This is a genomic window from Kocuria rhizosphaericola (genome assembly GCF_044462205.1).
In the GTDB taxonomy this organism is placed as follows: Bacteria; Actinomycetota; Actinomycetes; order Actinomycetales; family Micrococcaceae; genus Kocuria; species Kocuria rhizosphaericola.
Window position 1 is genome coordinate 1 of the sequence record NZ_JBISWK010000103.1, and the last position, 26500, is coordinate 26500.

21 protein-coding genes are annotated in these 26500 nt (G+C 73.6%); 7 read left to right on the top strand and 14 right to left on the bottom strand.

The annotated features are described in order from the left end of the window. Positions 1 to 115: 115 nt before the first annotated feature. From ACH9D2_RS10670 to ACH9D2_RS10680, 3 genes are all read right to left on the bottom strand, one after another. The gene (locus ACH9D2_RS10670; RefSeq protein ID WP_396362811.1) at positions 116 to 2938 is read right to left on the bottom strand and encodes an aconitate hydratase; all 2823 of its coding nucleotides are present in this window, start codon (positions 2936 to 2938) and stop codon (positions 116 to 118) included. 163 nt (positions 2939 to 3101) lie between these two features. Next, on the bottom strand, positions 3102 to 4502 hold the full coding sequence (locus ACH9D2_RS10675; RefSeq protein WP_396362812.1) for a TRAM domain-containing protein: 1401 nt from the start codon (positions 4500 to 4502) through the stop codon (positions 3102 to 3104). Beyond that, positions 4499 to 6499, bottom strand: a complete 2001-nt coding sequence (locus ACH9D2_RS10680) for an amino acid permease (protein WP_396362813.1) — start codon at positions 6497 to 6499, stop codon at positions 4499 to 4501. The genes ACH9D2_RS10675 and ACH9D2_RS10680 overlap by 4 nt, the downstream gene beginning before the upstream one ends. Positions 6500 to 6584: 85 nt before the next feature. Here ACH9D2_RS10680 and ACH9D2_RS10685 point away from each other — a divergent pair, with 85 nt between their 5' ends. Both ACH9D2_RS10685 and ACH9D2_RS10690 read left to right on the top strand, forming a co-directional pair. Then, entirely contained in the window at positions 6585 to 7331 is a 747-nt protein-coding gene (locus ACH9D2_RS10685; RefSeq protein WP_396362814.1) for a potassium channel family protein, read from the top strand. Further along, positions 7331 to 8014 carry a potassium channel family protein gene (locus ACH9D2_RS10690; protein WP_396362815.1) on the top strand — a complete coding sequence of 228 codons (684 nt, stop codon included), beginning with the start codon at positions 7331 to 7333 and terminating at the stop codon, positions 8012 to 8014. Before ACH9D2_RS10685 ends, ACH9D2_RS10690 begins: the two co-directional genes overlap by 1 nt. A gap of 15 nt (positions 8015 to 8029) precedes the next feature. Here ACH9D2_RS10690 and ACH9D2_RS10695 read toward each other — a convergent pair whose 3' ends face one another. From ACH9D2_RS10695 to dut, 4 genes are read right to left on the bottom strand one after another with little or no spacing between them, the layout of a single operon-like run. Then, positions 8030 to 8755, bottom strand: coding sequence for a DUF3159 domain-containing protein (locus ACH9D2_RS10695; RefSeq protein WP_396362816.1), 726 nt, complete (start codon positions 8753 to 8755; stop codon positions 8030 to 8032). Further along, complete coding sequence (locus ACH9D2_RS10700; RefSeq protein ID WP_396362817.1) at positions 8752 to 9156, bottom strand: single stranded DNA-binding domain-containing protein; 405 nt, start codon at positions 9154 to 9156, stop codon at positions 8752 to 8754. Before ACH9D2_RS10700 ends, ACH9D2_RS10695 begins: the two co-directional genes overlap by 4 nt. 3 nt (positions 9157 to 9159) lie before the next feature. Beyond that, on the bottom strand, positions 9160 to 9912 hold the full coding sequence (locus tag ACH9D2_RS10705) for a DUF3710 domain-containing protein (RefSeq protein ID WP_396362818.1): 753 nt from the start codon (positions 9910 to 9912) through the stop codon (positions 9160 to 9162). Between the two features lie 31 nt (positions 9913 to 9943). Next, the gene (dut, locus tag ACH9D2_RS10710; RefSeq protein WP_396362830.1) at positions 9944 to 10372 is read right to left on the bottom strand and encodes a dUTP diphosphatase; all 429 of its coding nucleotides are present in this window, start codon (positions 10370 to 10372) and stop codon (positions 9944 to 9946) included. A 111-nt stretch (positions 10373 to 10483) separates the two neighbouring features. Here dut and ACH9D2_RS10715 point away from each other — a divergent pair, with 111 nt between their 5' ends. Next, positions 10484 to 10996, top strand: coding sequence for a DUF3093 domain-containing protein (locus ACH9D2_RS10715; RefSeq protein ID WP_396362819.1), 513 nt, complete (start codon positions 10484 to 10486; stop codon positions 10994 to 10996). Between the two features lie 92 nt (positions 10997 to 11088). Here the strand turns inward: ACH9D2_RS10715 and ACH9D2_RS10720 are convergent, their stop codons facing one another. Then, positions 11089 to 11388: a DUF4193 domain-containing protein gene (locus ACH9D2_RS10720; RefSeq protein ID WP_396362820.1), complete on the bottom strand. Its 300-nt coding sequence runs from the start codon at positions 11386 to 11388 to the stop codon at positions 11089 to 11091. A gap of 298 nt (positions 11389 to 11686) precedes the next feature. Between ACH9D2_RS10720 and sepH the strand changes: the two genes are divergently transcribed. Together sepH and ACH9D2_RS10730 are read left to right on the top strand one after the other, a co-directional pair. Continuing rightward, positions 11687 to 13018 (top strand): septation protein SepH, encoded by a 1332-nt coding sequence (gene sepH, locus ACH9D2_RS10725; RefSeq protein ID WP_396362821.1) that lies wholly within the window; start codon positions 11687 to 11689, stop codon positions 13016 to 13018. A gap of 157 nt (positions 13019 to 13175) precedes the next feature. After that, the gene (locus ACH9D2_RS10730) at positions 13176 to 13931 is read left to right on the top strand and encodes a hypothetical protein (RefSeq protein ID WP_396362822.1); all 756 of its coding nucleotides are present in this window, start codon (positions 13176 to 13178) and stop codon (positions 13929 to 13931) included. Between the two features lie 37 nt (positions 13932 to 13968). On the opposite strand, the gene ACH9D2_RS10735 is transcribed toward ACH9D2_RS10730, so the two are convergent. Genes ACH9D2_RS10735 through ACH9D2_RS10750 form a run of 4 tightly spaced genes read right to left on the bottom strand, consistent with a single transcriptional unit; the run spans position 13969 to position 20118 of the window. Then, positions 13969 to 15144, bottom strand: a complete 1176-nt coding sequence (locus ACH9D2_RS10735) for an alkaline phosphatase family protein (protein WP_396362823.1) — start codon at positions 15142 to 15144, stop codon at positions 13969 to 13971. Continuing rightward, complete coding sequence (locus ACH9D2_RS10740) at positions 15141 to 15851, bottom strand: DUF5998 family protein (protein ID WP_396362824.1); 711 nt, start codon at positions 15849 to 15851, stop codon at positions 15141 to 15143. Before ACH9D2_RS10740 ends, ACH9D2_RS10735 begins: the two co-directional genes overlap by 4 nt. Positions 15852 to 15897: 46 nt before the next feature. Next, positions 15898 to 17400 (bottom strand): serine/threonine-protein kinase, encoded by a 1503-nt coding sequence (locus ACH9D2_RS10745; protein WP_396362825.1) that lies wholly within the window; start codon positions 17398 to 17400, stop codon positions 15898 to 15900. A 15-nt stretch (positions 17401 to 17415) separates the two neighbouring features. Then, the gene (locus ACH9D2_RS10750) at positions 17416 to 20118 is read right to left on the bottom strand and encodes a bifunctional acetate--CoA ligase family protein/GNAT family N-acetyltransferase (RefSeq protein WP_396362826.1); all 2703 of its coding nucleotides are present in this window, start codon (positions 20116 to 20118) and stop codon (positions 17416 to 17418) included. A 128-nt stretch (positions 20119 to 20246) separates the two neighbouring features. Between ACH9D2_RS10750 and ACH9D2_RS10755 the strand changes: the two genes are divergently transcribed. Beyond that, positions 20247 to 22748 (top strand): DNA gyrase/topoisomerase IV subunit A, encoded by a 2502-nt coding sequence (locus tag ACH9D2_RS10755; protein WP_396362827.1) that lies wholly within the window; start codon positions 20247 to 20249, stop codon positions 22746 to 22748. A gap of 3 nt (positions 22749 to 22751) precedes the next feature. On the opposite strand, the gene ACH9D2_RS10760 is transcribed toward ACH9D2_RS10755, so the two are convergent. Together ACH9D2_RS10760 and ACH9D2_RS10765 are read right to left on the bottom strand one after the other, a co-directional pair. Further along, a complete protein-coding gene (locus ACH9D2_RS10760) occupies positions 22752 to 23804 on the bottom strand; it encodes a malate dehydrogenase (protein ID WP_396362828.1) in 1053 nt (350 codons plus the stop codon). A 93-nt stretch (positions 23805 to 23897) separates the two neighbouring features. Continuing rightward, entirely contained in the window at positions 23898 to 26006 is a 2109-nt protein-coding gene (locus ACH9D2_RS10765; RefSeq protein WP_396362829.1) for a DNA gyrase subunit B, read from the bottom strand. Positions 26007 to 26261: 255 nt separating this feature from the next. Here ACH9D2_RS10765 and ACH9D2_RS10770 point away from each other — a divergent pair, with 255 nt between their 5' ends. Continuing rightward, a complete protein-coding gene (locus tag ACH9D2_RS10770) occupies positions 26262 to 26462 on the top strand; it encodes a DUF7455 domain-containing protein (protein WP_344120181.1) in 201 nt (66 codons plus the stop codon). Positions 26463 to 26500 lie beyond the last annotated feature (38 nt).

Below are 26500 nucleotides of genomic sequence, written 5' to 3' on the forward strand. Positions count from 1 at the left end.
GGGCCCCTGCGCGCTGCGAACGCCCTGGGATCAGGGGCCGGCGACCGATCGCCGGCGCTCCCGGGCGATCGATCGCCAGTCCTCCCCGGACGCGCTGGCGCGTGCCCGGGGACCCCTACTGGGCGATCTGCCTGAGCACGTACTGCAGGATGCCGCCGTTGCGGTAGTAGTCGGCCTCGCCCGGCGTGTCGATGCGCAGGGCCGCGTCGAACTCGACGGTGGAGCCGTCCTCCTTCGTCGCGGTGACCTTGAGCGTCTTCGGGATGCTGCCCTCGTTGAGCCCGGTCACGCCCTGGACGTCGTAGGTCTCCGTGCCGTCCAGGCCGAGGGAGTCCGCGGACTCGCCTGCCGGGAACTGCAGCGGGAGCACGCCCATGCCGATGAGGTTCGAGCGGTGGATGCGCTCGTAGCTCTGGGCGACGACGGCCTTGACGCCAAGCAGGGAGGTGCCCTTGGCGGCCCAGTCGCGCGAGGACCCGGAGCCGTACTCCTTGCCGCCCAGCACGACCAGCGGGACGCCGGCCTCCTGGTAGTTCATCGCGGCGTCGTAGACGGCGGCCTGCGGGCCGCCCTCCTGCGTGAAGTCGCGGGTGTAGCCGCCCTCCACGCCGTCCAGGAGCTGGTTCTTGATCCGGATGTTGGCGAAGGTGCCCCGGATCATGACCTCGTGGTTGCCGCGGCGCGAGCCGTACGAGTTGAAGTCCTTGCGCTGGACCCCGTTCTCGATGAGGTACTTGCCGGCCGGCGTGTCGGACTTGAAGGAGCCCGCCGGGGAGATGTGGTCGGTCGTGACCGAGTCGCCCAGCTTCAGCAGCACGCGGGCGCCCGAGATGTCCTCGACCGGGGTCGTCTCCATCGTCATGCCCTCGAAGTACGGGGGCTTGCGGACGTAGGTGGACTCGGGGTTCCACTCGAACGTCTTGCCGGTGGGGGTGTCCAGGTTCTGCCAGCGCTCGTCGCCGTCGAAGATGGTGTTGTACTCGCGGGTGAACATCTCGGTGTCGATGGACGCGTCGATGATCTTCTGCACCTCGGCCGGGTCCGGCCAGATGTCCTTGAGGTACACCTCGTTGCCGTCGGCGTCCTGGCCCAGGGGCTCGTTCTGGAAGTCGAAGTCCATGTTGCCGGCCAGGGCGTAGGCGATGACCAGCGGCGGGGACGCCAGGTAGTTCATCTTCACGTCCGGGTTGATGCGGCCCTCGAAGTTGCGGTTGCCCGAGAGCACCGAGGTCACGGCCAGGTCGTTGTCCTGGATGGCCTGGGAGATCTCCTCCTCGAGGGGACCGGAGTTGCCGATGCACGTGGTGCAGCCGTAGCCCACGATGAAGAAGCCGAGCTCCTCCAGCGCCGGGACCAGCCCGGACTTCTCGTAGTAGTCGGTGACGACCTTCGAGCCCGGGGCGATCGAGGTCTTGACCCACGGCTTGGCCTTGAGCCCCTTCTCGACCGCGTTGCGCGCCAGCACCGCCGCGGCCATCATGACCGACGGGTTCGAGGTGTTGGTGCACGAGGTGATGGAGGCGATCGAGACCGCCCCGTGGTCGAGCTCGAACTCGCGGCCGTCGGGCATGGTCACGGGGACCAGCTTGGACGGGCGGCCGTCCTCGGCGTAGGCGTGGTGGTCGCGCGGGCGGTCCGCCTCGGACTGGTGGTCGTCCGCGGTGTAGCCGGGGGCGTCCGAGGCCGGGAAGGACTGCGCCGCGACGTCGTCCACGGTGTCGCCGGAGGCGCTGTCGTCGACGTGCGTGGCGTAGTTCTGGATGTCCTCGTGGAACTGCGCCTTCGCGTCGGTGAGCGAGATGCGGTCCTGCGGACGCTTCGGCCCGGAGATCGAGGGGACCACGGTGGAGAGGTCCAGCTCGAGGTACTCCGAGAAGGTGATCTCCTCGGACGGGTCGTGCCACATGCCCTGTTCCTTGACGTACGCCTCGACGAGGTCGATCTGCTCGTCGGAGCGCCCGGTCAGGCGCAGGTACTCCAGGGTGACGTCGTCGATCGGGAAGATCGCGGCGGTCGACCCGAACTCGGGGCTCATGTTCCCGATGGTGGCGCGGTTGGCCAGGGGCACGGCTCCGACGCCCTCGCCGTAGAACTCGACGAACTTGCCGACCACGCCGTGCTCGCGGAGCATCTCGGTGATGGTCAGCACCACGTCGGTGGCGGTGGCGCCGGCCGGGATCTGGCCGGTCAGCTTGAAACCCACGACGCGCGGGATGAGCATGGAGATGGGCTGGCCGAGCATCGCGGCCTCGGCCTCGATGCCGCCCACGCCCCAGCCGAGCACGCCGAGGCCGTTCTCCATGGTGGTGTGCGAGTCGGTGCCCACGCACGTGTCCGGGTAGGCGCGCAGCACGCCGTCGACCTCGCGGGTCATGATGACGCGGGCCAGGTTCTCGATGTTGACCTGGTGGACGATGCCCATGCCCGGGGGGACGACCTTGAAGTCGTCGAACGCGGTCTGGCCCCAGCGCAGGAACTGGTACCGCTCCCCGTTGCGCTCGTACTCGATGTCCATGTTGATGCCGATCGAGTCCGAGGTCCCGAAGGAGTCGATCTGCACGGAGTGGTCGATCACGAGCTCGGCCGGGGCGAGCGGGTTCACACGGGCGGGGTCGCCGCCGAGGTCCTCGATGGCCTCGCGCATGGTGGCGAGATCCACGATGCAGGGCACGCCCGTGAAGTCCTGCATGATGACGCGACCCGGGGTGAACTGGATCTCGATGCTGGGCTCGGCCGCCGGGTCCCAGTTGGCCAGGGCCTCGATGTGCTCGGAGGTGATGTTGGCGCCGTCCTCGGTGCGCAACAGGTTCTCGAGCAGAACCTTCAGGCTGTACGGGAGCTTCTGCGCGCCCTCCAGCGTGTTCAGTCGGAAAATCTCGTACTCGGTGCCTTTGACGTCGAGAACGCCCTTGGCCCCGAAGCTGTCCACCGTGCTCATATGCGTGGAACTCCTCTCGCCACCGTCATGGAAACGCCCGCGGGAGGAACCGGCGAAGTGCCGGGAGTTCTCCCGTGAACAGTCACCTGTCAGTGTAGCCCGTGTGAGCCCGGTGACTCCGAACCGCCGCCGGAGGGCCCTGTCACGGAACGGGCGGCGGCCGTCAGGGCTCCAGGACGGCCAGCGTCTCGACGTGGTGGGTGTTCGGGTACATGTCGAAGGCGCGCACCTCCCGCACGTGCCACCCGGCGCGGCGGAACCGGCCCAGGTCCCGCGCCAGCGTGGCCGGGTCGCACGCGAGGTACGCGATCCGGCGCGGCGCGATCGCCACGAGCTGGTCCACGACGGTCCGGCCGGCGCCCGCCCGGGGCGGGTCCAGGACCACGACGTCGGGGCGGGCCGCGGCTCGGCCACGGGCCGGGCGGCGGCGGCCACGGGCCGGGGCCTCCTGCGGCCACGTCCGCGCCAGCACCTTGTCGACGCTCCCCCGCTCGACCCGCACCTCCGGACGGCCGGCGAAGGCTCGCCGGGCGTCCGCGCTGGTGACCGGCGAGCCCTCGACCGCCAGCACGGAGCCCGTCTCCCCCACGGCGTCCGCGAGCGCCGCCGTGAACAGGCCCGCGCCCGCGTACAGGTCGAGGGCGTGCTCCCCCCGGCGGGCCCCGGCGGCCGCGGGCACCTCGCGGTGCAGCAGCGCGGGGGCGGCGCGGTGGATCTGCCAGAACCCCTCGGCGGAGACCTCCCACCGGTGCGGGCCCGCGTGCTCGACGACGGACGGCCGGCCCGCCCACGTCTCGGGCTCGCGCTGTCCCTCGGCGCGGGCGGTCACGGAGACGTCCCGGTCCGCGGTGAGGCGCGACAGCTCGTGGCGCAGCCGCTGCCGGTCGGCCCCGGCGGAGAGGCTCAGGTGCACCAGCGGCGTCCCGCCGTCGGCGGGGGCCGCGACGTCGACCCGCTCCACCCCGCGCAGGTCGAGCCGCCCGAGACGCAGCCCGTCGATGGCGGGGACCACCAGCGGGAAGGAGTCCACCGGGACGACGGCGGCGCTGCGGTGGGGGTGCATCCCGATCCGGCCCGCGGGGTCGACGGCGAAGTGCGCCCGGGTGCGCCAGCCACGGCCCTGCGGGTCCTCCCCCGGCATGGCCTCGACGGTGATCCCGGTCTCGAGCCCGGCCAGGCGGGAGAGCTGCTCGGTGACCACGGCGGCCTTGAGGTCGCGCTGGGCCGCCAGCTCGGCGTGGCCGAACTCCGCGCCGCCGACCGGCGGCTCGCCGCGCCGCCAGGTGAGCAGGGGGTCGGCCGGGGCCCACACGTGCTCGGACCTCCGGCGCGGGTCCGCGTCCAGGACGGCCACGACGTCGCCGCGCCAGAACCGCGCCGCGGGGCCGCTGTCGGTGAGGCGGACGCGGACGAGCTCGCCGGGCAGGCCGTGGCGGACGAACACCACGCGGCCCTCGCCGGTGCGGGCCACGGTGTGGCCTCCGTGGGCCACGGGGCCCAGGCGCAGCTCGAGCTCGACCGGCTCGGCGGTCTCGGCGGGGATCGGCGGGTGGGACGGGGTCACGGGAGGGGCGCTCTCTGCTCGGGGGCGGACTCGGGGCCCGTGTCCTGGCCGGAGGCGGAGGACAGGTGCCAGGGCACCGAGGCCGTCATGACCCCGCGCTCCTGGTGCAGGCGGGCCCGCAGCGGCCGGATGGCCTGGTTGTGCAGCAGCCGCTCCCAGCGGTGCCGCACCACGTACTCGGGCAGGTACACCACGACCAGGTCCCGGGGGGACTTGCGGCGCACCCCGCGCACGTGGTCGAGCACCGGGCCGATGGTGTCCCGGTAGGGCGCGTGCAGGACGGTGACGGGCACCGGGATCTCGAGGCGCTGCCACTCGTCGAGGATCCGGCGGGTGGCGGTGGCGTTCGTGTCCACGACGACGGCCTCGAGGGTCGAGGGCCGGGAGGCCCGGGCGTAGGCCAGGGCGCGCATGAGGGGCTTGCGGACGGAGGACACGTAGATGATGGCGTGCACCCGGGAGGGCAGGGCCCGGACCGGGGAGTCGGGCTGCAGCGCGAGCTCGGCGTCCACGGCGTCGTAGTGCCGGCGGACCCCCGCCATGACCGCGCTGAGGACCGCGATGGCCACGATGGTGATCCACGCGCCCTGCGTGAGCTTCGTCACGAGCACGACGACGAGCACGGCCGCGCACAGCACGAACGCGATCAGGGCCACGGCCCGGCGGGCGAACAGCTCACGGCGGACCCCCGGGTGCGGGCGCATCCGCCGCACGTGCGCCCAGTGCCGCACCATGCCGGCCTGCGTGAGCGTGAAGGAGACGAACACCCCCACGATGTAGAGCTGGATGAGGCTGTTGACGTTGGCGCCGAACGCCACGGTGAGGACCACGGCGACGAGCAGCAGCAGCAGGATGCCGTTGGTGAACGCGAAGCGGTCCCCGCGCGCCTGCAGCTGCCGGGGCAGGAACGCGTCCCGCGCCAGCCGGGAGGCCAGCGTGGGGAAGCCGGAGAAGGCGGTGTTGGCGGCGAGGATCAGCACGCCCACCGTCGCGGCCACGAGCACGAAGAACCACAGGGAGTCGGTGCCGAAGACGGTCTTGGCGAGCTGGCCCAGCACGGGGTCCTGGAAGAAGTCCGGCCCGGGGAGCCGGCCGTCGACGAGCAGCTGCTCCTCCGGGTCGCCGACGACCACGACGTCCGTGCGGTCCGCGAGGTACATCACGCCCGCCAGCAGGGCCGCCGAGAGCGCGCCGAGCACCCCCAGCGTGGCCGCCGCGTTGGCCGCGCGGGGCTTGCGGAAGTACGGCACCGAGTTGGTGATCGTCTCCACGCCGGTCAGTGCCACGGCCCCGGAGGAGAAGGCCCGCAGGACCACCAGGGCACCCGCCAGACCGGCCAGCCCGGCGTCGAAGCCGGCGGCGGGCAGGACCTCCCGGTCGGCGCTGGGGGCGTCCCCGAGGGACCCGGTCAGGTCCTGGCCCAGGCCCACGAGCAGCAGCGCGGCCAGGACGGCGAGGAAGAAATAGGTGGGCACGGCCGCGGCCCGGCCCATGAACTTCAGGCCGCGGAGGTTGAGCAGCCCCACGAACAGGATCCCGGCCACGGCCAGCTCCACGCGCCACCCGGCGAACCCGGGCAGCGCCGCCGTGACGTACTGCGCGGCGGTGGCCATGGACACCGCCACGACGAGGGCGTAGTCGGCCATCAGGGCCGCGCCCACGCCCACCCCCGCCGTGCGTCCGAGGTTCTTGGAGACGATCTCGTAGTCGCCGCCGCCGGACGGGTAGGCGCGAACGTTCTGCCGGTAGGCGGTGATCACCACGGCGAGCACCACGAGCACGGCCAGGCCCACCCACGGGGAGACCGCCACGGCCGTGGTGCCCGCGAGCGCGAGCGTGAGGATGATCTCGTCCGGGGCGTAGGCCACCGAGGAGAGGGCGTCCGCGGAGAAGACCGGCAGCGCCGTGCGCTTGGGCAGCACGGCGTCGCTGAACCGCTCGTTGTGGATGGGCTTGCCGACGAGTGCCCGCCGCAAGGCCCGGGGAATGCTCTGCACGGCTCCCCACGGTAGTCCGTCCCGCACCGATTGTCCGCCGCACCGGGTGCGAGCCGCGCGCCCGGGGGTGACCTAGGCTGAGGGCATGGCGCATTTCGTGATCATGGGGGTGGGGCGCGTCGGCGTCATGGTCGCCCACGCTCTCGAGGACTCCGGGCACACCGTGGCGGTGATCGACCAGGACGACCGTGCCTTCCGGCGGCTGCGCAAGTCCTTCGAGGGCAAGAAGGTCACCGGCCTCGGCTTCGACCAGGAGGTGCTGCGGCGGGCCGGGATCGAGGAGGCCTACGCCTTCGCGGCCGTCTCGAGCGGGGACAACTCCAACATCATCGCGGCCCGGGTGGCGCGCGAGACGTTCAAGGTCCGCCACGTCGTGGCCCGCATCTACGACCCCTCCCGGGCGGAGTTCTACCAGCGGCTCGGGATCCCCACCGTCGCCGCCGTGCGCTGGAGCGCCGACCAGGCGCTGCGCCGGATCCTGCCCGAGCAGTCGATCACGGCCGACTTCCGCGAGGCCTCGGGACGGCTGCAGCTGGGCGAGCTGTCCCTGGACGACTCCTGGTCCGGCCTGCACCTCGACGCGATCGAGGAGGCCACGGGGGTGCGCATCGCGTTCGTGACGCGCTTCGGGGAGGGCGTCCTGCCCGGTCCCGACATGAGCTACCAGCAGGGGGACGTGGTGCACGCCATGATGCGCACCGACGACGTCGAGGCCGTGTCCCGCGTCCTGTCCCGCCGGCCCGGCCCGGACGTGCTCGACTTCGCGAACTCCCTGCGCCGGGAGTCCGACGACGCGCCCGGTTCCGACCACACCTCCCGGGGAGGGAACTGATGCGCGTGGTCATCGTGGGCGCGGGCGCCGTGGGCGCCTCGATCGCCCGGGAGCTGCTCTCCCACCAGCACGAGGTGGTGATCTTCGACGAGAAGCCCGAGGTGATCGGCCGCTCGGACCTGCGGGGCGCCCAGTGGATCATCGGGGACGCCTGCGAGCTCTCCACGCTGCGGGAGGGCGGGCTGGAGGAGACCGACGTGGTCGTCGCCGCCACGGGCGACGACAAGGCGAACCTCGTGGTCTCCCTGCTGGCGCGCAGCGAGTTCGGCGTGCCCCGCACGGTGGGCCGGGTCAACAACCCCAAGAACGAGTGGCTGTTCGACGACGCGTGGGGCGTGGACGTGGCCGTGTCCACGCCGCGGCTGATGACCGCGCTCGTGGAGGAGGCGGTCGAGGTCGGCGACGTGGTGCGGCTGCTGACCCTGCAGACGGGCGGGGCGACCCTCGCCGCCTACACGGTGCCGCACGAGCACCCGATCATCGCCACGATGATCTCCCAGGTGCCGTGGCCGCCGGACGTCGCGCTCGTGGCCATCCTGCGCGACGGCGTGCCCATCACCCCCTCCGGGGACGACGTGGTCGAGGGCGCCGACCAGCTCTTCTTCGTCTCCACCACGGAGGGCGAGGCGCAGCTGCGCGCGATGTTCACGACCGCCGGCCGGCACGAGCCCCACCGGGGCTGAGCCCGGCGGACGGCCTCAGGGGGTGTCGTGCTCCTCGGCGGCGATCTGCTCCGGCGGCCGGGAGACGAGCCACGCGAGCCACAGGGTCAGCGCGTACAGGGGCACGCCCATGACCAGGCGCGCCACGCCCAGGCCGGTGAGGTTCTCCGCGAGGTACAGGGGCACCTGCACGACCAGACGGGCCGCGAACATCGCCATGAGCATGACCGTGGCCACCTGGTAGGCCCGGCGGCGCACCGGGACGTCGCGCCACTGGGCGCCCTCGCCGCGGATGTACCCGTAGAAGACGCCGAGCAGCGGCCAGCGGACGAGCAGGGACAGCCCGAGACCCCCGAACCAGGCCGCGTTGATCCAGAACCCGGGCACGTAGTAGTCCAGCGCCTCACCCGTGGCCCTCGCGAACAGGGCGCAGACGCCCACGCCCACGAAGCCGGAGACGGCCTGCACGAGGCTCTGGCGCTGGACGAGGCGCAGCACGGTGAAGAGGGCGGCCGTGCCCAGGGACGCGACGAGCGCCACCCCGAGGGTGTTGCCGACGAGCAGCACGGCGAGGAACACGAACCCCGGCAGGATCGTCTCGGCCAGGCCGCGCCAGCCGCCGACGGCGTGCAGCACGTCGAGCTGGCCGTTGTCCTTGCGCCGCATGCCCGAGCGCGCGGCGTAGGCGGCCATCGAGCGCTCCACGTCGTTGCCGCGCCCGGGCTCGCCCGCGGTGTCCCCGGGCTCGTGGGGGTCCGTCATCTGCTGACCTGCTTCGCGATGATCTCGTACCGGGGATTGAACATCGAGGGGCGCCCGTCCCGGAAGCTCACCACGCCCACGCAGCGCAGCCGCGTCCCGGCGGTGACGCCCGGCACGCTCCGCTGGCCGTGCCACACGAGGCGCAGGGGCCGGGGGGCGACCGGGTTCTCCTCCCCCTCGGTCTGCTGGCCGTCCGGCACGAGCAGCGCGGTGTAGTTCTGCGCGCCCGTGACCGGGGGGACGGTCACCTCCACCACCAGGCCGCTGGCCATCACCCGGCGGCGCCCCCCGGCCGCTGTCGAGGGATCGAGGTCCCCCGCGCAGACGGGGGCCTCGGCGACCACGTCGATGGCCCCGGTCCCCGGCACGCGCCGGGTCTGCCCGTTCTCCGTCCTGGCCATGGCTCAGCCGATCTCGGTGATCTCGGGGCCGCGCCGCGGTGGCCGGGCGGGCTCGGGCTCCGGGTCCGGGGCGGGCCGGCGCACCGCGTCCTCGGGGACGACCAGCGTCAGCAGCTCCCGGGGGGGCATGGGCCGGTCGCCGCGCACCACGACGAGCTCGCGCACGACCTCGTCGAGGGCCGCGGCGGACTCGGCGGTCACCACGGCGGTGCCCGTGAAGACCGCGCGCACGAACCAGCGCGGCCCGTCGACGCCCACGAAGCGGGCGAGGCGGAAGCCCCTGGTGCCGTCGGAGGCCGTGGCGGGGAAGCGGGCGAGGACCTGGAGCCCGAACGGCCCCTCCTCGACCGTCGGCTCGCCGTTGCTCGTGCGCAGCGACTGCACGAGCTCGCGGCGGACCTCGTCCCACAGCCCCTCGGAGCGGGGCGCGGCGAACGCCTGGACCTGGACCGAGCCGCCGCCGAGGTCCAGGGCCACCGCGCGGGGGCGCTGCGTGCGCTCGTCGACCTCGAGCCGCACGCCCAGGCCCGTCCGGGGACGCACGAGCACGGCACCGAGGTCGAGGTAGCCGTCGCGGCTGTCGATCTGGGCGACGTCGAGAGGGCCCTGCGGCTCCTGTCGCCGCGCCGCGGCGGCGTCCTCCGCGCTCGGCACGGCCTCCGGCTGCTGCGGGGCGGCATCCTGCGCCTCGGACTGCTTCTTCTTGCGACCGAACATGTTCTCGTTCTCCTCCGCCGGCACCCGGTGCCGGCTCATGGCGTGAGCTCGTGGGGGGTCGGTTCGTGGATCAGGCGGTACCGCTGGAGCCGAAGCCCGTGCCGCCGCGCGCCGAGCCGGGCAGGACGTCGACGACCTCGAAGACGGCCTGCTCGACGCGCTGGACGACGAGCTGGGCGATGCGGTCGCCGCGGCGCACCGTGAAGGACTCCGCGCCGTCCGTGTTGAGCAGGGTGACCATGATCTCGCCCCGGTAGCCGGAGTCGACCGTGCCCGGGGCGTTGACGACCGTGATGCCGTGGCGGGCGGCCAGTCCCGACCGGGGGTGCACGAACCCGGCGTATCCCTCGGGCAGCGCGATCGCCACGCCCGTGGGCACCAGGGCCCGCTCGCCGGGGCCGAGGACCACGTCCTCGCGGGAGCGCAGGTCCGCGCCGGCGTCCCCGGGCTTCGCGTACGCGGGCAGGGGGAGGTGGGGGTCGAGGGCCTGCAGCGCGATGCTGAGCGGGCGCCCGTTGCCCGGCTGCGGCCCGTGGCCGGTCGACTGGTCGTTCACAGTGCCCCACTCTAACGCGCCGGACCACGGGCGCAGTCGTGAGACGCTAGAGCCATGTCCCACCCTGCTTCCTCCAGTGCGTCCCCGGCCGACGGTCCTCGCCGGTCCTCCTCGGAACGGCCCGGTGCCGGGATCCTCTACGAGGAGAAGCTCACCCCCGCGTGGTGGATGTGGCTGCTCGTGCTCTTCGCGGCCGTCGTCGCCCTGATCGCGCTCGCCCCCATCGACCTGTGGGTCGCCGGAGCGGCGGCCGTCGTGGTCGGCGGCGGCACCGCCGTGGCCCTCGTGGCCTCCAGCACCACCATCGTCGTCACCGACGAGTTCCTCCGGGTCGGCCGGGCCCGCATCGAGCGACGGTTCGTGGGCGAGGCCGAGGCCTTCCGCGGCGACGACGTCCGGCGGGTGCGCGGGCCCGAGCTCGACGGACGGGCCTTCATGAACTTCCGGGCGTCGGTGGGCCCGGTGGTGCGGATCCGGATCACCGACCCCGTCGACCCCACTCCCTACTGGCTCACCTCCACCCGGCACCCGGAGCGCATCGTCGAAGTGCTGTCCGCACGCCCGTGAGGGCGACCGGGGCCACCGCACGGAGGAACCCCGCCGCGACGACCGTCGCTGCGGGGTTCCTCCGTTCCCGGACGAGCTCGACCAGGCGGGGCTCAGCCCACGCACTCGATGCAGTACTTGACGCCGTTCTTCTCCTCGGCGATCTGCGAGCGGTGGCGCACCAGGAAGCACGAGCCGCAGGTGAACTCGTCCTCCTGGGCCGGCAGCACGACCACGGACAGCTCCTCGTTGGAGAGGTCCGCGCCCGGCAGCTCGAAGCTCTCCGCCGCGGCCGCCTCGTCCTCGTCCACGCTGCCGGACTGCGAATCGCTGCGACGCGTCTGCAGCTCCTCGATCGAGTCCTCCTTGAGCTCGTCGTCCTGCTTGCGCGGCGCGTCGTAGTCAGTGGCCATGTCCGGTCTTCGCTCCAATACGGGTCCGGGGAGGGCTCCGGCACGGCTCTCGGCCGCCCACCGGGCTCTGTGTCGCGTAGATTGTTCACCATCCGGGGGCAAAAATCCAACCGTGCGCGGGCCCACGAACACGCGGCCGAGGCCGTCCGCGGACGACCTCCGGCCGGGGCCGTGCGACGGCCAGTAGGATTGGCGGCGGGACCGGGCCGGCACGCCGGCCGCGACCGACGGACCCGCCCCGCAGCGCCCGCTCGACGACCCCGAGCGCACCCGAGAACCATCCCGGAGGAATGACAGCATGGAGCAGTTGCGCCTGGCAGGTGTGCACGACGACGGTGAGCACCTGGTCGTCGAGGACGAGGCAGGCACCCGCCACCTGTTGCGGATCGACCAGGAGCTGCGCCTGGCCGTCCAGCGCGCCCGGCGGCTGCCGGGTGCCCGCCAGCGGGGAACGGGCCAGTTCGGGCCCCGCGAGATCCAGGCGCGGTTCCGCTCCGGGGCCACGGTCGAGGAGATCGTGGCCGAGAGCGGCTGGGAGGCCGCCCGGGTCCGTCGCTACGAGTGGCCGATCCTCGCCGAGCGGGCCCACGTCGCCGCCGAGGCGCAGAAGGTCGAGATCGAGGACCGCTCCGCCCAGCGCGGCTACCACTCCGTCTTCGAGGGCGAGCCCCTGACCCTCGGCCGTGCCGTCGCCCACCGGGCCGCCGACCTCGGGGTGGACCCCTCCTCCCTCGAGTGGGACTCGTGGCAGCGGGAGGACCACCTGTGGGCGGTCGTCGCCCGGTTCTCGGTGGTCGACCCCTCGGCCGCGCCCGCCCACGACGAGCCGCTGGCCGAGTGGCTCTACAACCCGGCGAACCAGAGCGTGCGGCCGGCGAACCCGTGGGCGGAGTCGCTCACCGAGGCAGGCCCCCCCGACACGCCCCTCGGCACGGGCCTCGGCGTCCTCGACGGGGGCCTCGACCCCGAGCTCACGCAGCTGCGCCGGTCCGCCGTGGAGGCCGACGACCTGCTCGACGTCCTGCAGGCCCGCCGCGGGCAGCGCATCGGCGAGGACGTCGACGGGGACGACGCCCTGGCCGAGATCCTCGGCCGCGGCATGGGCCACGTCGAGCGCCGGCCCCGTCCGCTCGCCGCCCCCGAGGACAGCTCCGTCTTCGACCGGCCCTTCCAGCCGGCCACGCCGTTCCCCGAGTCCGGCGCCGCGCCGGAGCCGGGCCCGGTCGAGGAGACCCCGGCCGGGCCGGAGGAGCAGCCCGCCGGTGAGCCGGTCGAGGAGACCCCCGCCCAGGACGGCGCGCCGGAGCGGGCCGGGAAGAACACGCAGGAGGATGCGCAGGAGCGCACCGACGACGACGCCGGGGACCTCCCCGAGGCCGGACCCGCCGCGGCGGAACCCGGCGTCGAGGCCCCCGGTGCCGGGACCCCCGGCACAGAGACCCCCGGCACAGAGGCCCCCGGTCCCGAGGCCCCGGGCCCGGAGTCCTCCGGGGCCGAGGACTCCGCCCCCGCGGAGGACACCACGCCCGAACGGCCCCGCCCGCGCAACAAGACCGCCAAGGCCCGCCGCTCCGCGCGGTCCTCGGTGCCCAGCTGGGACGAGATCGTCTTCGGCAGCTCCTCCGACTGAGCCCCGGGTGCCGGTGCGTGCCGTCCGGCACCCGGGGCCCGGCACGGGTTAGAGTGCACGCAACAGGGGACGGCTCCGCGCCGTTCCCCCGGGCTCGTCCGCTCCCCCACCCTGCGCGCGGCCCGGACGGACGACACCACGTCAGGGGCGGCACGACATGGGCAATTCCATCGAGGACGATCTTTTCGGGGACGACGAGCGCGACGCCGCCGCCCCGGACTCCGGCACCTCCGGCCTCGGCGGTGCCACAGCGGCACCGGCGGGGCCGGTCGAGCTCGTCCAGGGCTCCGGGCCGGGTCGGTTCGTCGCCGGCCTGGTCCTGGGCGCGGTCGTGCTCGTGGTGCTGGTGGGTGTCGGGGCGCTCTACCTGGGCGGAGTGGGACGCGATCTCTTCGGGACGGGCCGGGCGGCCGAGTTCATCCCCGCCCCCTCCGTGACCAGGACGCCGTCCCCCACGGCCTCGCCCACGCCGTCCCGTTCGCGCACGCCCTCGCCCACGCCGAGCCCCTCGGCGGAGGATCCCGCCCCGCCGCCACCTGCCCCGCCGCCACCTGCCCCGGCGCCGGTGGCGCCGCCCGCGCCCGTGGCACCGCCCGCCCCCGTGGCGCCGCCGGCGCCCGTGGTTCCCGAACCGGTCGTGCCTCAGCCCGTCGTCCCCGCCCCTGTCCCGCCGCCCGTGCCTCCCGCCCCGGCGCCCGCTCCACCCGCGCCGGCGCCGGCGCCGGCCGAGCCCGAGCCCGCGTCGCCCGAAACACCCCAGGACGAGGGGGACGACGAGGTCGCCGACGGGGAGGTCACGGACGAGGCGGGCCCGGACGACGAGGGCGAGCTCGCCGGGCCGGCCGCTGCCGAGGAGGACGCCGAGGCGGGGACCGGGGAGGAGACGGTCGAGGACGATCCGGCGACTCCCTGAGCGCGGGGCGTCCGGGCCGGGCGCAGGAGCGGGGCGCTCAGGCCAGGCGCAGCAGCGGGACCTCCCGCTCGGCCCGGGTGAGCGAGCCGTGCTGGCCCACCATGGACAGCACGCTCGGGCGGAGCCGGCCCAGGTCGAACAGCGCCAGCGGCTCCCGGGCCAGCACGAGGACGTCGCCGATCCGCCCGCGCACCGCCTCGCGCACCAGCGCCGGCGGACCGAAGTACCCGGCGTCGAGGGCTGCCTCCCGCGAGAGCATCCACACCCGGGACCCGAACTGCTCCCGCCAGGCGGCCACGAGCGCCCGGACGTCCTGCGCCGTGGCGTCCTGCTCCAGGTGCAGCTGCACCGTCCGGGGCTCACCGGCCGTGTGCCGGACGCCGTCCAGCAGCCCCGGCATCTCGGAGAAGTCGACACGGGCGTCCCGCGGGACGTCCACCATGCCGTGGTCACCGGTCACCAGCACGGTGGTGCCGGCCGGCACCCGGGCGACCAGCCGGCGCAGGGACGCGTCGAGCTCCTCGAGCTGGGCCGTCCACTCCCAGGACTCCCAGCCCCGGGCGTGCCCGGTGCGGTCGAGCTCGTCCCAGTAGAAGTACATGAGGGCGTCACGTCCCGCGGCGAGCTGGTCGAGCGCGGTGCTGACCCGTGCCGCCGGTCCCTCCGCGGCCACGAACCGGCCCCCGCGCAGGGCGGCGTCGGTGAGCCCGGAGCCGGCGAACTTCCCCCGGCTCACCGTGACCACGTCGAGGTGCTCGGCGGCGCGCTCGAACACCGTGGGCAGCGGCTGCCACGTCAGCGGGTCCACGGCGGCGTCCCAGCCGCCGAGCTGGTTCACGACCCGGTCCCGGGAGGGGTCCAGCACGTCGTAGCCCACGAGTCCGTGCGCTCCGGGGGCGGCGCCTGTGCCGAGGGACGCCAGCGAGGCCGCCGTCGTCGTGGGGAACGCCGCGTCCAGGGTGGCCAGGCTCGGGGCGCCGGCCAGACCGGGGGCGTGCCCGGCACGGGCCCGCAGCTGGGCGCGTCCCAGTCCGTCCACCATGACGACGACGACCCGGTGGGCGGTGGGCAGCCCCAGCACGTCCCGGAAGCCGGGCACGCCCAGGGACGCCGCGGCCGAGGACATGACCTCGGCGACCGAGCGGCTGCCGTAGCGCGGCGGCCCCGGCAGGTCGGCGGGCAGCGCGGGCAGGACCTCCTGGACCGCCCTCATCGGGCGGCGCCGCCGTCCCGGCCGGTGAACCGGTCGGTGAACCGGGTGCGCGGCGTGGCGGCGGCCGCCCGCCGCGGGGCCGGCGTGCGCGTGTGGGTCGGCTGCGCGATCTGCGCGCCGTCGGTCAGCGGGGAGAGGTTGGCCCTGCGCAGAGTGCGCGCGAACTCCCGCGCCCCCTCGACGGCGGTCGGGCCGTCGGCCTCGGCGCTGATCCGCAGTACGATGTCCTCCCGGGCGGCCGTGCCGGTGTAGCCGTGGTCGGCCTGGCACTGGGGGTCCTCGCACAGCGCCGGCGCCAGGTCCACGTGCAGGGTGCCCGTCCACGCGATGGCCAGCGTCACCTCGGAGATGGGGCTGTCCGGCCGGTAGTTGGCCGGCTGGTAGTACGAGTAGCTGAGCGTGACCGAGCGGATCTGGGAGATCCCCACCGTCTCGGTCGACACACGGGCGACCACGTCCCGGCCGCTCTCGTCGAACTCCTCGTCGTCCACGTGCGTCACGTGCAGCACGTCCTCGGCGAGCACCAGCACGGTGGTGTGGCGGTGCACCTCCGTCCGGTCGATGTGGGTCTCCAGCTGCACGAGGTGGGAGACCGGGGACCGGCCGTCCAGGGAGTCCTGCACCACGTCGATCACCAGCTGCGGGTAGAAGCCGGCCTTGTTGATGTCCTCGACCAGCCGCTGGCCGCGCTCACCTGAATACGTCATGGGGGACATTTTCCCCCACGTCCGGGTCCGCGCCCAACACGGGCGGTCAGGGCGCGCGGAAGTAGCAGCGCTCCTCCCCGCCGCCCTGGTCCTCGCAGACCCGCTCCAGCACCACGGGGGTCTCCGCCGGCGCCGGGCTGGGGGTCGCGTCCGCGCTGCGGGTCACCGTGGGCGTCGCGCCGGGAGCGGGCACCCGGTCCGCGGAGCCCAGGGGGTCGAGCAGCAGGTAGCCGCTGAGCAGCGCCGTCATTCCCACCAGGGTCACGAACACGCCCGTCACGGCGTTGCGGCGGCGGCGGCCCGCCCGCGCCGCCGGGGCGAAAGACACGGTCCGCTTGCCCGCGTCCGGGCGGCGGCCCGCGTGGCCCCGGCCGGGGTCCGCCCCGGGTCCTCCGGCGGCGGAGGACCCGGGCGTGCCCAGCGCGGACCCGCCGCGCCCGGACGCCGTCCTGCTCGGCGCCTCGTGGCCGGTCACGCCGGTGCCGGTCGTCACGCGGCCTGCCGCGCTCCCCCCTGCACCGCCCGTGCCGGCGCCGCCGGCGCCGGTGTCCACCGTGTCCGGTCCGTCCGGGAACGGGTCGCCGGTGTGCGCGCCCGCCGTTCCGGCGGTCCCGCCGGCGGCCTCCGTGCCGGCCGGGCGCGCCGTGCTGTCCGCCCCGTCCGTGCCGTCCCATCCGGTCAGCACCCGGCCGGCCCACGGCTCCGGCAGGGGATCGAGGACGTCGAAGACCTCGAACGGCTCCCCGTCCCGCGTGCGCGCCGGGTCGAAGCGCCGCCGCGCCGCACCCGCCGTGAGCTCGTGCAGCACGGCCACGGCCGCGTCGCGGCGCAGGGCGGGGTCCGGGGTGAGCAGCGCCGCGAGGTGCTCCGCGAGGTCGCCCTGCTCCCCCACCACCGCCCGTGCGTCGTTGGGCCCCATGCTCTCCTGCGGCTCCAGCGAGGGGTCCAGCATCCGCAGCGCGGTGATGCCCGCCGCGTAGAGGTCCTGCGCGGGGTTCGGGTCGGTGAGCGCGTACGCCTCCGGCGGCAGGTAGCCGGGCGTGCCCACCACCGTGCCCGTCCGGGTCAGCCGGGCGTCCTGGACGCGCACGGCGATGCCGAAGTCGGAGAGGAGGACGTGGGGCCGGCCCGTCCCGGTGCTGTCCAGCATGAGGTTGCCCGGCTTCACGTCGCGGTGCACCCAGCCCTGGGCGTGCACGAACTGCAGCGCCTGCAGCAGCTGGGCCAGGACCTCCTCCGTCAGCTCCGCCGAGGCGGCCCCGTTGTCCAGCAGCGCGGACTCCAGGGTTCCGCCGTGGACGAGCGGCATCGCGATGACCACGTGCGCGTCCTCCGCGGCCCACCCGTACGGGGCGAGCACGTGCGGATGGTCCAGCTTCACCGACTGCTCCCGGGCGAAGCGCAGCAGGTCCGCGGAGTCGCGCTGGCGCAGCACCTTGGCCGCGCACAGCTGCTGGAGGCGGCCGTCCCAGGCCCGCCAGACGGACCCGCTGCCGCCTCGGGCGATGGGGTCGATGAGGGTGTACCGACCGGCTATGGTGTCCGCCACGAGGTCCGGGGCCGCCTAGCTGCGCATGGCCCGGCGCGCGCTGTCCGTCCGCTGCCGCGCGTTGCCGATCCCGACCGAGGCGCCGAGCACGGTCAGGGAGCCGCTGGAGACGAGCACGGGGTTCAGCTCCACACGGGCGATCTCGGGGTGCCGGTCCTTGAGCAGCGCCACCCGGGAGACGAGGTCCTCGAGCCGCTCGACGTCCGCGGCGGGGACCCCCTGGTAGCCGAAGAGCTTGCGCGAGGCCTTGGGCTCGCGGACCATCCGCCGCACGTCCTGGTCGGTCAGCGGCGGCACCCGGTGGGCCCAGTCCTCGAGGAGGTTCACCGCGTCCCCCGTCATCCCGAACGAGAGCACGGGCCCGATGAGGGGGTCCTCGATGGCCCGGAGCACCACGGCCTGGCCCGTGGGCGCCATGGCCTGCACCTCCAGGTCGAAGGTGCCGAAGGGGGCGAGCGCGCGGTGCATGGTCCCGATGGCCGTGCGCAGCTGCGCGTCGTCCTGGATGTTGAGCTGAACGCCCCCCAGGTCCAGGCGGTGCCGGAGGTTGGGGTCGGTGGTCTTCAATGCCACGGGGTAGCCGAGCCGCTCGGCGGCGGCCAGGGCGTCCTCGGGGTCGGTGAACCGCTCGCTGGGCAGCAGCCCGATGCCGTAGGTCCCCAGCAGCTCCCGGGTCCGGTCCCCGTCCAGCTCGAGCAGCTCGTCGCCGGAGACCCGGGGCAGCACCGTCTCCACGAAGGTCTCGGCCGCCTCCGCGTCGATGCCCTTCGGCTCGGCGAGCCGGCCCTGGTCCTGGGCGCGCCACCGGGTGTAGTCCACCACTTTGGCGAGCGCGCGGAGGGCCGCCCCCGGGGAGTCGAAGCAGGGCACGTCCAGGCCGTCGTCGGCGTGGTGGAGGGCGGAGACCGCCCCGGGCTCGGTGCTGCCCGTGAAGACGACCACCACGGTCTTGCCGTGCTCCCGGCCCACGCGGCCCACGAGCTCGGCGACGCCCTCCGGCGTGGTGTCCGGGATCGGCATCAGCGTGATCACTGCTGCGTCGACGGCCGCGACGCCGAGGCTGCTGTCGACGGCCGCCCGGAGCGCCTCGAGGGCCTCCTCCCCGCCGTCCGCGGTCCGGACCCCCGCCTGGGTCGAGGCGACCTCGAGGCCCAGCTGCATGCACCGGTCCTCCATGAGCTGGCCCAGGGCCAGCGCGTTGGAGACGAGGGCCGTGCGCGGGCCCGCGGGAAGGGGCTGGCCGGCGAGGATGCCGGCGACGTCCATGAGGTGCTCGCTCGTGTCGGCCCGGATCACCCCCGCCTGCCGGAACATCGCGTCCAGGGCCCCCGGGGGCGCCTGGGTGGTGCGTCCCGTGTGACCGGGGGGCAGCCGCAGGCCGGTGACCTCGCTCTTGGCCACGATCACGGGCTTGGTCAGGGACAGCCGGCGGGCGATCCGGGAGAACTTGCGCGGGTTGCCCACGGACTGCAGGTAGAGCCCGCACGCGCGGGTCGCGGCGTCGTCCTCCCAGTACTGCATCATGTCGTTGCCGGAGACGTCCGCGCGGTTGCCGGCCGAGAGGTACGTGGACACGCCCACGTCGTGGCGCAGCGCGGCGGCGTTGAGCATCATGCCGATGGCCCCCGACTGGCTGAACAGCCCCAGCGCGCCCTCCCTCGGCGTCTCGGGGAGGATCGAGGCGTTGAAGCGGGACTCCGGGGACGTGCTGTAGATCCCGAGGCTCGCCGGGCCCACCACGCGCATCCCGTGGGAGCGCGCACGCCGGACGAGCTCGGTCTGCCGGGCCTGGCCCTCCGCGCCGGACTCGGCGTAGCCGCCCGTGACCACCACCACGGCGCGCACGCCCGCCGCACCGCACTGGTCCACGACGTCGGCCACCTGGTCGACGGGCACGGCGACCACGGCGAGGTCGACGCGCTCGGGGACCTCCCCGATCGAGGTGGCGTGGGTCATGCCCTCCCGCTCGAACGGCGTGGGGCTCACCCCGCTGAGCCGGCCGGCGAACCCGGAGGCGATCAGGTGCTCGACCAGCGCGTGCCCGGCGTGGCCGGGGTCCCTGGACGCCCCGATCACGGCGATGGAGGACGGGGAGAGGAGATCGGCCATGGACAGGGCCTCGGCCCGGTGCTCCCGCGCGGCCATCACGGCCAGCGACTTCTCGGTCGGGTCGATGTCGAAGCCGACCACCACCACGCCGTCGTCGAACTTGCGGGTGAGCTCGTAGCCCGCCTCCGCGAACACGCGGAGCATCTTGCGGTTCTCGGGCAGGACCTCCGCGGAGAAGTGGTCGATCCCGTTCTCGCGCGCGGCCGCGGCCAGGTGCTCGAGCAGGATCGAGCCGACGCCCCTCCCCTGGTGGGCGTCGGAGATCATGAACGCGACCTCGGCGTCGTCCGGCTCGTCCGTGCGGTCGTAGCGGCCCACGCCGATGATCCGGTCGCCCAGCAGCAGCACGAAGCAGACGCGGTCCCGGTGGTCCACGCGGGTGAACCGGTCCAGCTCACGGGCGGAGAGGGTCGGCTTGTAGGAGAAGAAGCGCAGGTAGATGGAGTTCTCGGACTGCGACTGGTGGAAGGCCAGGAGCGCGTCCCTGTCCTCCGGGGAGATCGGTCTCAGCTGCGCCGTCGCGCCGTCGCGCAGGATCACGTCGGCCTCCCAGTACTCGGGGTACCGTCCGGCTTCGTCCGTGTCCGTGTCCGCGGTCTCTGGAACCATAGACTTCAGGCTAGTAGACAAACCCGCACCGTCAACGGTGCGTCCCGGTGCGTCCCCGCACGATCTCGAACGCCGAATCCGCCGGGGCCGCCCCGGACCGACCCACGACCGAAGGACCCCCCGCTGTGATGGCTCGCCGCCGTGCGCCCTCCCGCCCGTCCGCCGAGGACGAGCTGCCCGCCGACTTCCGGGAGAACATCGTCGACATCGACGTGACCTCCGAGATGGAGACGAGCTTCCTCGAGTACTCGTACTCCGTGATCTACTCCCGCGCCCTGCCGGACGCCCGGGACGGGCTCAAGCCCGTCCAGCGCCGCATCCTGTTCATGATGAACCAGATGGGCCTGCGCCCGGACCGCGGCCACGTCAAGAGCGCGCGCGTCGTGGGAGAGGTGATGGGCAAGCTGCACCCGCACGGCGACTCCGCGATCTACGACGCGATGGTCCGTCTCGCCCAGTCCTTCGCGATGCGCCTGCCGCTCGTGGACGGGCACGGCAACTTCGGTTCCCTCGACGACGGCCCCGCCGCCTCCCGCTACACCGAGGCCCGGATGGCCCCGGCCGCTCTGGCGCTCACGGCCGACCTCGACGAGGACGTCGTCGACTTCGTGCCCAACTACGACAACCAGTTCACCCAGCCGGGCGTGCTGCCCGCGGCGTTCCCCAACCTGCTGGTCAACGGCTCCTCCGGCATCGCGGTGGGCATGGCCACGAACATGGCCCCGCACAACCTGCGGGAGGTCGTGGCGGGCGCCCGCCACCTCGTGGAGCACCCCGAGGCCACGCTCGAGGAGCTGATGCGCTTCGTCCCCGGCCCGGACCTGCCCTCGGGCGGGCGGATCGTGGGCCTGGACGGGATCCGGGACGCGTACCGGACCGGGCGGGGATCCTTCAAGACCCGCGCGAAGGTGTCGATCGAGCAGGTCACCCCGCGCAAGCAGGGCATCGTCGTCACCCAGCTGCCCTACATGGTGGGGCCCGAGAAGGTCACCGAGAAGATCAAGGAGGCGGCGCAGGCCAAGAAGCTGCAGGGCGTCTCCGACGTCGTGGACCTCACCGACCGCAAGAACGGCCTGCGGCTCGTCATCGAGATCAAGAACGGCTTCAACCCGCAGGCCGTCCTCCAGCAGCTGTACAAGTACACACCCATGGAGGACTCCTTCGGGATCAACAACGTGGCGCTCGTGGACGGACGGCCCCGCACCATGGGCCTCCTCGAGCTGCTGCGGGTCTACGTGGAGCACCGGCTGTCGGTGGTCCGGCGGCGCACCGGGTTCCGCCTGGGCAAACGGCGCGACCGCCTGCACCTGGTCGAGGGCCTGCTCGTGGCGATCGTCGACATCGACGAGGTCATCCAGATCATCCGCTCGTCCGACGAGACCGCCGTGGCCCGGGAACGGCTCATGGCCGTGTACGACCTCAGCCGCGTGCAGGCCGACCACATCCTCGAGCTGCGCCTGCGCCAGCTGACCAAGTACTCGCGGATCGAGCTCGAGAAGGAGCAGGAGGAGCTGCGCCGGGAGATCGCCGAGCTCGAGGAGACCCTGGCCTCCGACTCCCGGCTGCGGGCCCTGGTCTCCGCGGAGCTCGCGGAGGTCGCCGAGGTCCACGGCGACGACCGGCGCACCGAGCTGCTCGAGTCCGAGGCCCTGCCCGCGCCCGCCGCGGCGGCGGCCGCCCCCGCGCCGGGGAAGGCCTCGGGCGGCGGGCTCGCGCTCGAGATCGCCGACGACCCGTGCTGGGTCTTCCTGTCCACCTCGGGCCAGCTCGCCCGCACGCCCTCCCAGGTCCCGCTGCTGGACCCGCCGCGGCGGATCAAGCACGACGCCCTGGTCTCCTCGGTGCGGGCCACCGCCCGCGGGGAGATCGGGGCGGTGACGTCGACCGGGCGCATGCTGCGCGTCCAGGTGATGGACGTGCCCGTGCTGACCGCCTTCGAGGGCACCCCGAAGCTGGGCGACGGCGTCCCGGTCAAGGACTTCCTCACCCTCGGCCGCGGGGAGCGGCTCGTGGGGCTCGCGCCGCTCAACGCCGTGCTCGCCCTGGGCACCCGCAACGGCGTGGTCAAGCGCCTCAGCCCGGAGTACCCCCTCAACCGCGAGGAGTGGGAGGTCATCACGCTCAAGGACGGCGACGAGGTGGTCGGTCTGGCCGAGTCCGCCGCCGACGAGGACGCGCTGGTGTTCGTGACCCGCGACGGCAAGCTGCTGCACTTCGACGCCGGTGCCGTGCGGCCCCAGGGGCGCACCGCCGGCGGCGTCGCGGGGATCAAGCTGGTGGCGGGGGACGCCGTGGCCTTCTTCGGTGCCGTGCAGGCCGCGGACGAGACGCCCGTGGTCGTGACCCTCGCCCGCGCGGACGAGGTGCTGCCCGGCATGTCGCCGTACTCGGTGAAGGTCACCCCCTTCTCGGAGTACCCGCCCAAGGGCCGGGCCACCGGCGGGGTGCGGGCGCACCGCTTCCTCAAGGGAGAGACCGGCCTGTCCCTGGCCTGGGTGGGGCACGGTCCGGCCAAGGCCGTCTCCGCCACGGGCGTGGCCCGGGCCCTGCCCACCGAGCACGGCCGCCGGGACGGCTCGGGCGTGCCCACCGACCAGGTGATCGACGCGGTGGGTCCTGCCTACGGCTGAGCCTCAGCGGCGGGGTCCCAGCAGTCCCAGCTGCTCCACGGCCGCTCGCTCCTCCCCGAGCTCCCGGACGGAGCTGTCGATGCGGGAGCGCGAGAACTCGTCGAGCTCGAGGTCCGGGACGACCACGGCGCGCCCGTCCCGGCAGACGACCGGGAAGGAGCTGACGAGCCCCTCCGGCACGTCGTAGGAGCCGTCGGAGGCCACCGCCATGGACGTCCACGCGCCCTCCGCGGTGCCCAGGACCCAGTCGCGGACGTGGCACAGGGTCGCGTGCGCCGCGGAGGCCACCGACGAGCCGCCGCGCACGTCGATGATCTCCGCGCCGCGGCGCGCGACCCGGGGGATGAAGGTGCTGTCCACCCAGTCCAGGTCCAGGCTCTTCCCGGCCAGCACCTCGAGCGCCGGCCGGCCCCCGACGGTGGCGTGGGTCAGGTCGGGGTACTGGCTCGCGGAGTGGTTGCCCCACACGGCCACGCGCTCGATCTCGTCGACGCGCGCCCCGGTGGCCGCGGCCAGCTGGGCGAGCGCACGGTGGTGGTCGAGCCGGGTCAGGGCGGTGAACCGCTCGCGCGGGACGTCCGGGGCGTGCGAGGCGGCGATGTACGCGTTGGTGTTGGCGGGGTTGCCGACCACGACGGCCCGGAAGTCCTCGGCCGCCCCACGGTTGACGGCCCGCCCCTGGACCGAGAAGATCCCGGCGTTGGCCTCGAGCAGATCGGCGCGCTCCATGCCCTGGGACCGGGGACGGGCCCCGATCAGCAGTCCCACCGAGGCGCCGTCGAAGGCGGCGTCCGCGTCCTCGAAGACCTCCACGCCGTCGAGCAGCGGGAACGCCCCGTCCTGCAGCTCCAGGGCCGTGCCCTCCGCGGCCCGTCGCGCCTGTGGCAGCTCGAGCAGGTGCAGACGGACGGGGGTGCCGGGCCCGAGGAGGTCGCCCGCCGCGGCCCGGAAGACGGTGGCGTAGCCGATCTGGCCCGCGGCACCGCTCACGGTGACGGTGACCGGGCGGGGCCGGCCGGTGGCGGGGGACGGTGGGTGCGGGCCGGAGGCGGTCATGCTGGGTCCTTCCTCGGGGACGGTCGCTCGTCCCTGCCCAGCGTAGCGGCCGGGGGCGCCGCACCGGCCCCGGCCCGGCGGCCCCCGGAGCCGTCAGGCGTCGATGCGCTCCTGGTCCAGGTGCGTGGCGCCCTCGATGATGAAGTCCTTGCGGGGGGCCACCTCGGAGCCCATGAGCAGGGAGAAGGCGTGCTCGGCGGCTTCCGCGTCCTCGACCCGGATCCGGCGCAGCATCCGGTGCCGGACGTCCATGGTCGTCTCCGCGAGCTGGTCCGCGTCCATCTCGCCCAGGCCCTTGTAGCGCTGGATCGGCTCCTTGTACCGCCGCCCCTCCGCCTCGAGCCGGGCGAGCAGGTCCGCGAGCTCGCGCTCGGAGTACGTGTAGACCATCTCGTTGGCCGTACTGCCCGCGTTGACGATCTCGACCCGGTGCAGCGGGGGCACCGCCGCGTAGACCCGCCCGGCCTCCACGAGGGGACGCATGTAGCGGTAGAACAGCGTGAGCAGCAGGGTGCGGATGTGCGCGCCGTCGACGTCGGCGTCCGTCATCATGATGACCTTGCCGTATCGGGCGGCGGTGAGGTCGAAGCTGCGCCCCGAGCCCGCCCCGATGACCTGGATGAGCGCGGCGCACTCCGTGTTGGCGAGCATGTCGGTGATGGACGCCTTCTGCACGTTGAGGATCTTGCCGCGGATCGGCAGCAGCGCCTGGTAGTTCGACGACCGGGCCAGCCGCGCCGTGCCGAGGGCGGAGTCCCCCTCCACGATGAACAGCTCGGAGCGCTCCACGTCGTCGGAGCGGCACTCGACGAGCTTGGCCGGCATCGAGGAGGTCTCCAGGGCGTTCTTGCGCCGCTGGGTCTCCTTGTGCACCCGCGCGGAGATGCGGGACTTCATCTCCGCCACGACCTTCTCCAGCAGCTGCCCGGCCTGCTGCTTGTCGTGGCGGCCGGTGGCCGTGAGCTTGGCGGTCAGCTCCTTCTCGATCACCCGGCTCACGATCTGGCGCACGGCCGGGGTGCCCAGGACCTCCTTGGTCTGGCCCTCGAACTGCGGCTCGGCCAGCCGCACCGTGAGCACGGCCGTGAGACCGGCGAGGACGTCGTCCTTCTCGATCTTGTCGCTGCCGGCCTTGAGCTTGCGGGCGTTGGCCTCGATCTGCTTCCGGAACGTCTTCAGCAGGGCCGCCTCGAAACCGGCCTGGTGGGTGCCGCCCTTGGGGGTCGCGATGATGTTGACGAACGAGCGCAGCGACGTGTCGTAGCCGATGCCCCAGCGCAGGGCGACGTCGACCTCGCACGTGCGGTCCAGCTCCGTGAGCTTGGACCGGCCGTTCTCGTCCAGGACCGGGACGTTCTCCTTGAACCGGCCCTCCCCCTGGAACCGCCACACGTCGGTGACGGAGCTGTCCGCGGAGAGGTACTCCACGAACTCGGAGATCCCGCCGTCGTGCTGGAACACCTCCTCGTGGGTCCCGAACTCCCCCGGCGTGCCGGGCAGGCCCCGCTGGTCGCGCACGGTGATGCGCAGGCCCGGGATCAGGAACGAGGTCTGCCGGGCGCGCTTGGCGAGCTCCTCGTAGCTGAACCTGGCGTCCGTCGTGAAGATCTGCTCGTCCGCCCAGTACCGGATCCGGGTCCCGGTGACACCGCGCTTGGCCTTGCCGACGACGTCGAGCACCGATCCCTCCACGAACGGCTCGAAGCGGGCGTGCGGGGAGGGCCTGCCCTGGTCGACGAAGCGTCCCGGCTCGCCGTGCCGGAAGGACATCTGGTAGGTCTTCCCGCCGCGGTCCACCTGGACGTCCAGGCGCGCGGAGAGCGCGTTGACCACAGAGGCGCCCACGCCGTGCAGGCCACCGGACGCGCTGTAGGAGCCGCCGCCGAACTTCCCGCCCGCGTGCAGCTTGGTGAAGACGACTTCCACGCCGGTCAGCCCGGTGCGCGGCTCGAGGTCGATGGGGATGCCGCGGCCGTCGTCGTGGACCTCCACGGCGCCGTCGGCGTGCAGCACCACCGTGATCTGGTGGCCGAAGCCGGCGAGCGCCTCGTCCACGGAGTTGTCGATGATCTCCCACATGCAGTGCATCAGCCCGCGGGAGTCGGTGGAGCCGATGTACATGCCCGGCCGCTTCCGGACGGCCTCGAGGCCCTCGAGGACGGAGAGGTGGCGGGCGTTGTACTCGGAACGGGACGGTGTCACGGGGATACGACTCCTGGGGGACGGCGGGATTCCCCACCACTGTAGTCCGGGCGGCGGACACCGCAGTCCCGGTGCGGCGCTCCGCCGCCCGGTCACCGTGACCTACGCCCGGGGCGAAAAACGTCCTCCGCCGGAATCGAATGTCCGACGGGCGTGGTTGTATATAGCAGTACCCCGATGCGTCCACGAGACCCGGGTACCCGCACCGGCGGCCCCGTGCCCCGTGCAACGCGTACGACCCAGGAGGAGGATCCCGTGAACGCAACATTGGAGAGCCGAGAACTCAATGCGACCGACCGCTGCGACGCGTGCGGCGCCCAGGCCTACGTCCGAGTGGTCCTCGAGTCGACGGGCGGTGAGCTTCTCTTCTGCGCTCACCACGCGCGCAAGAACGAGCAGAAGCTGCGGCCGCTGGCCGCGACCTGGCAGGACGAGACCGAGCGCATCGGTTCCTGACCCGGACGCCCACGACGGGCGGTCGACGCGCGGAGGGC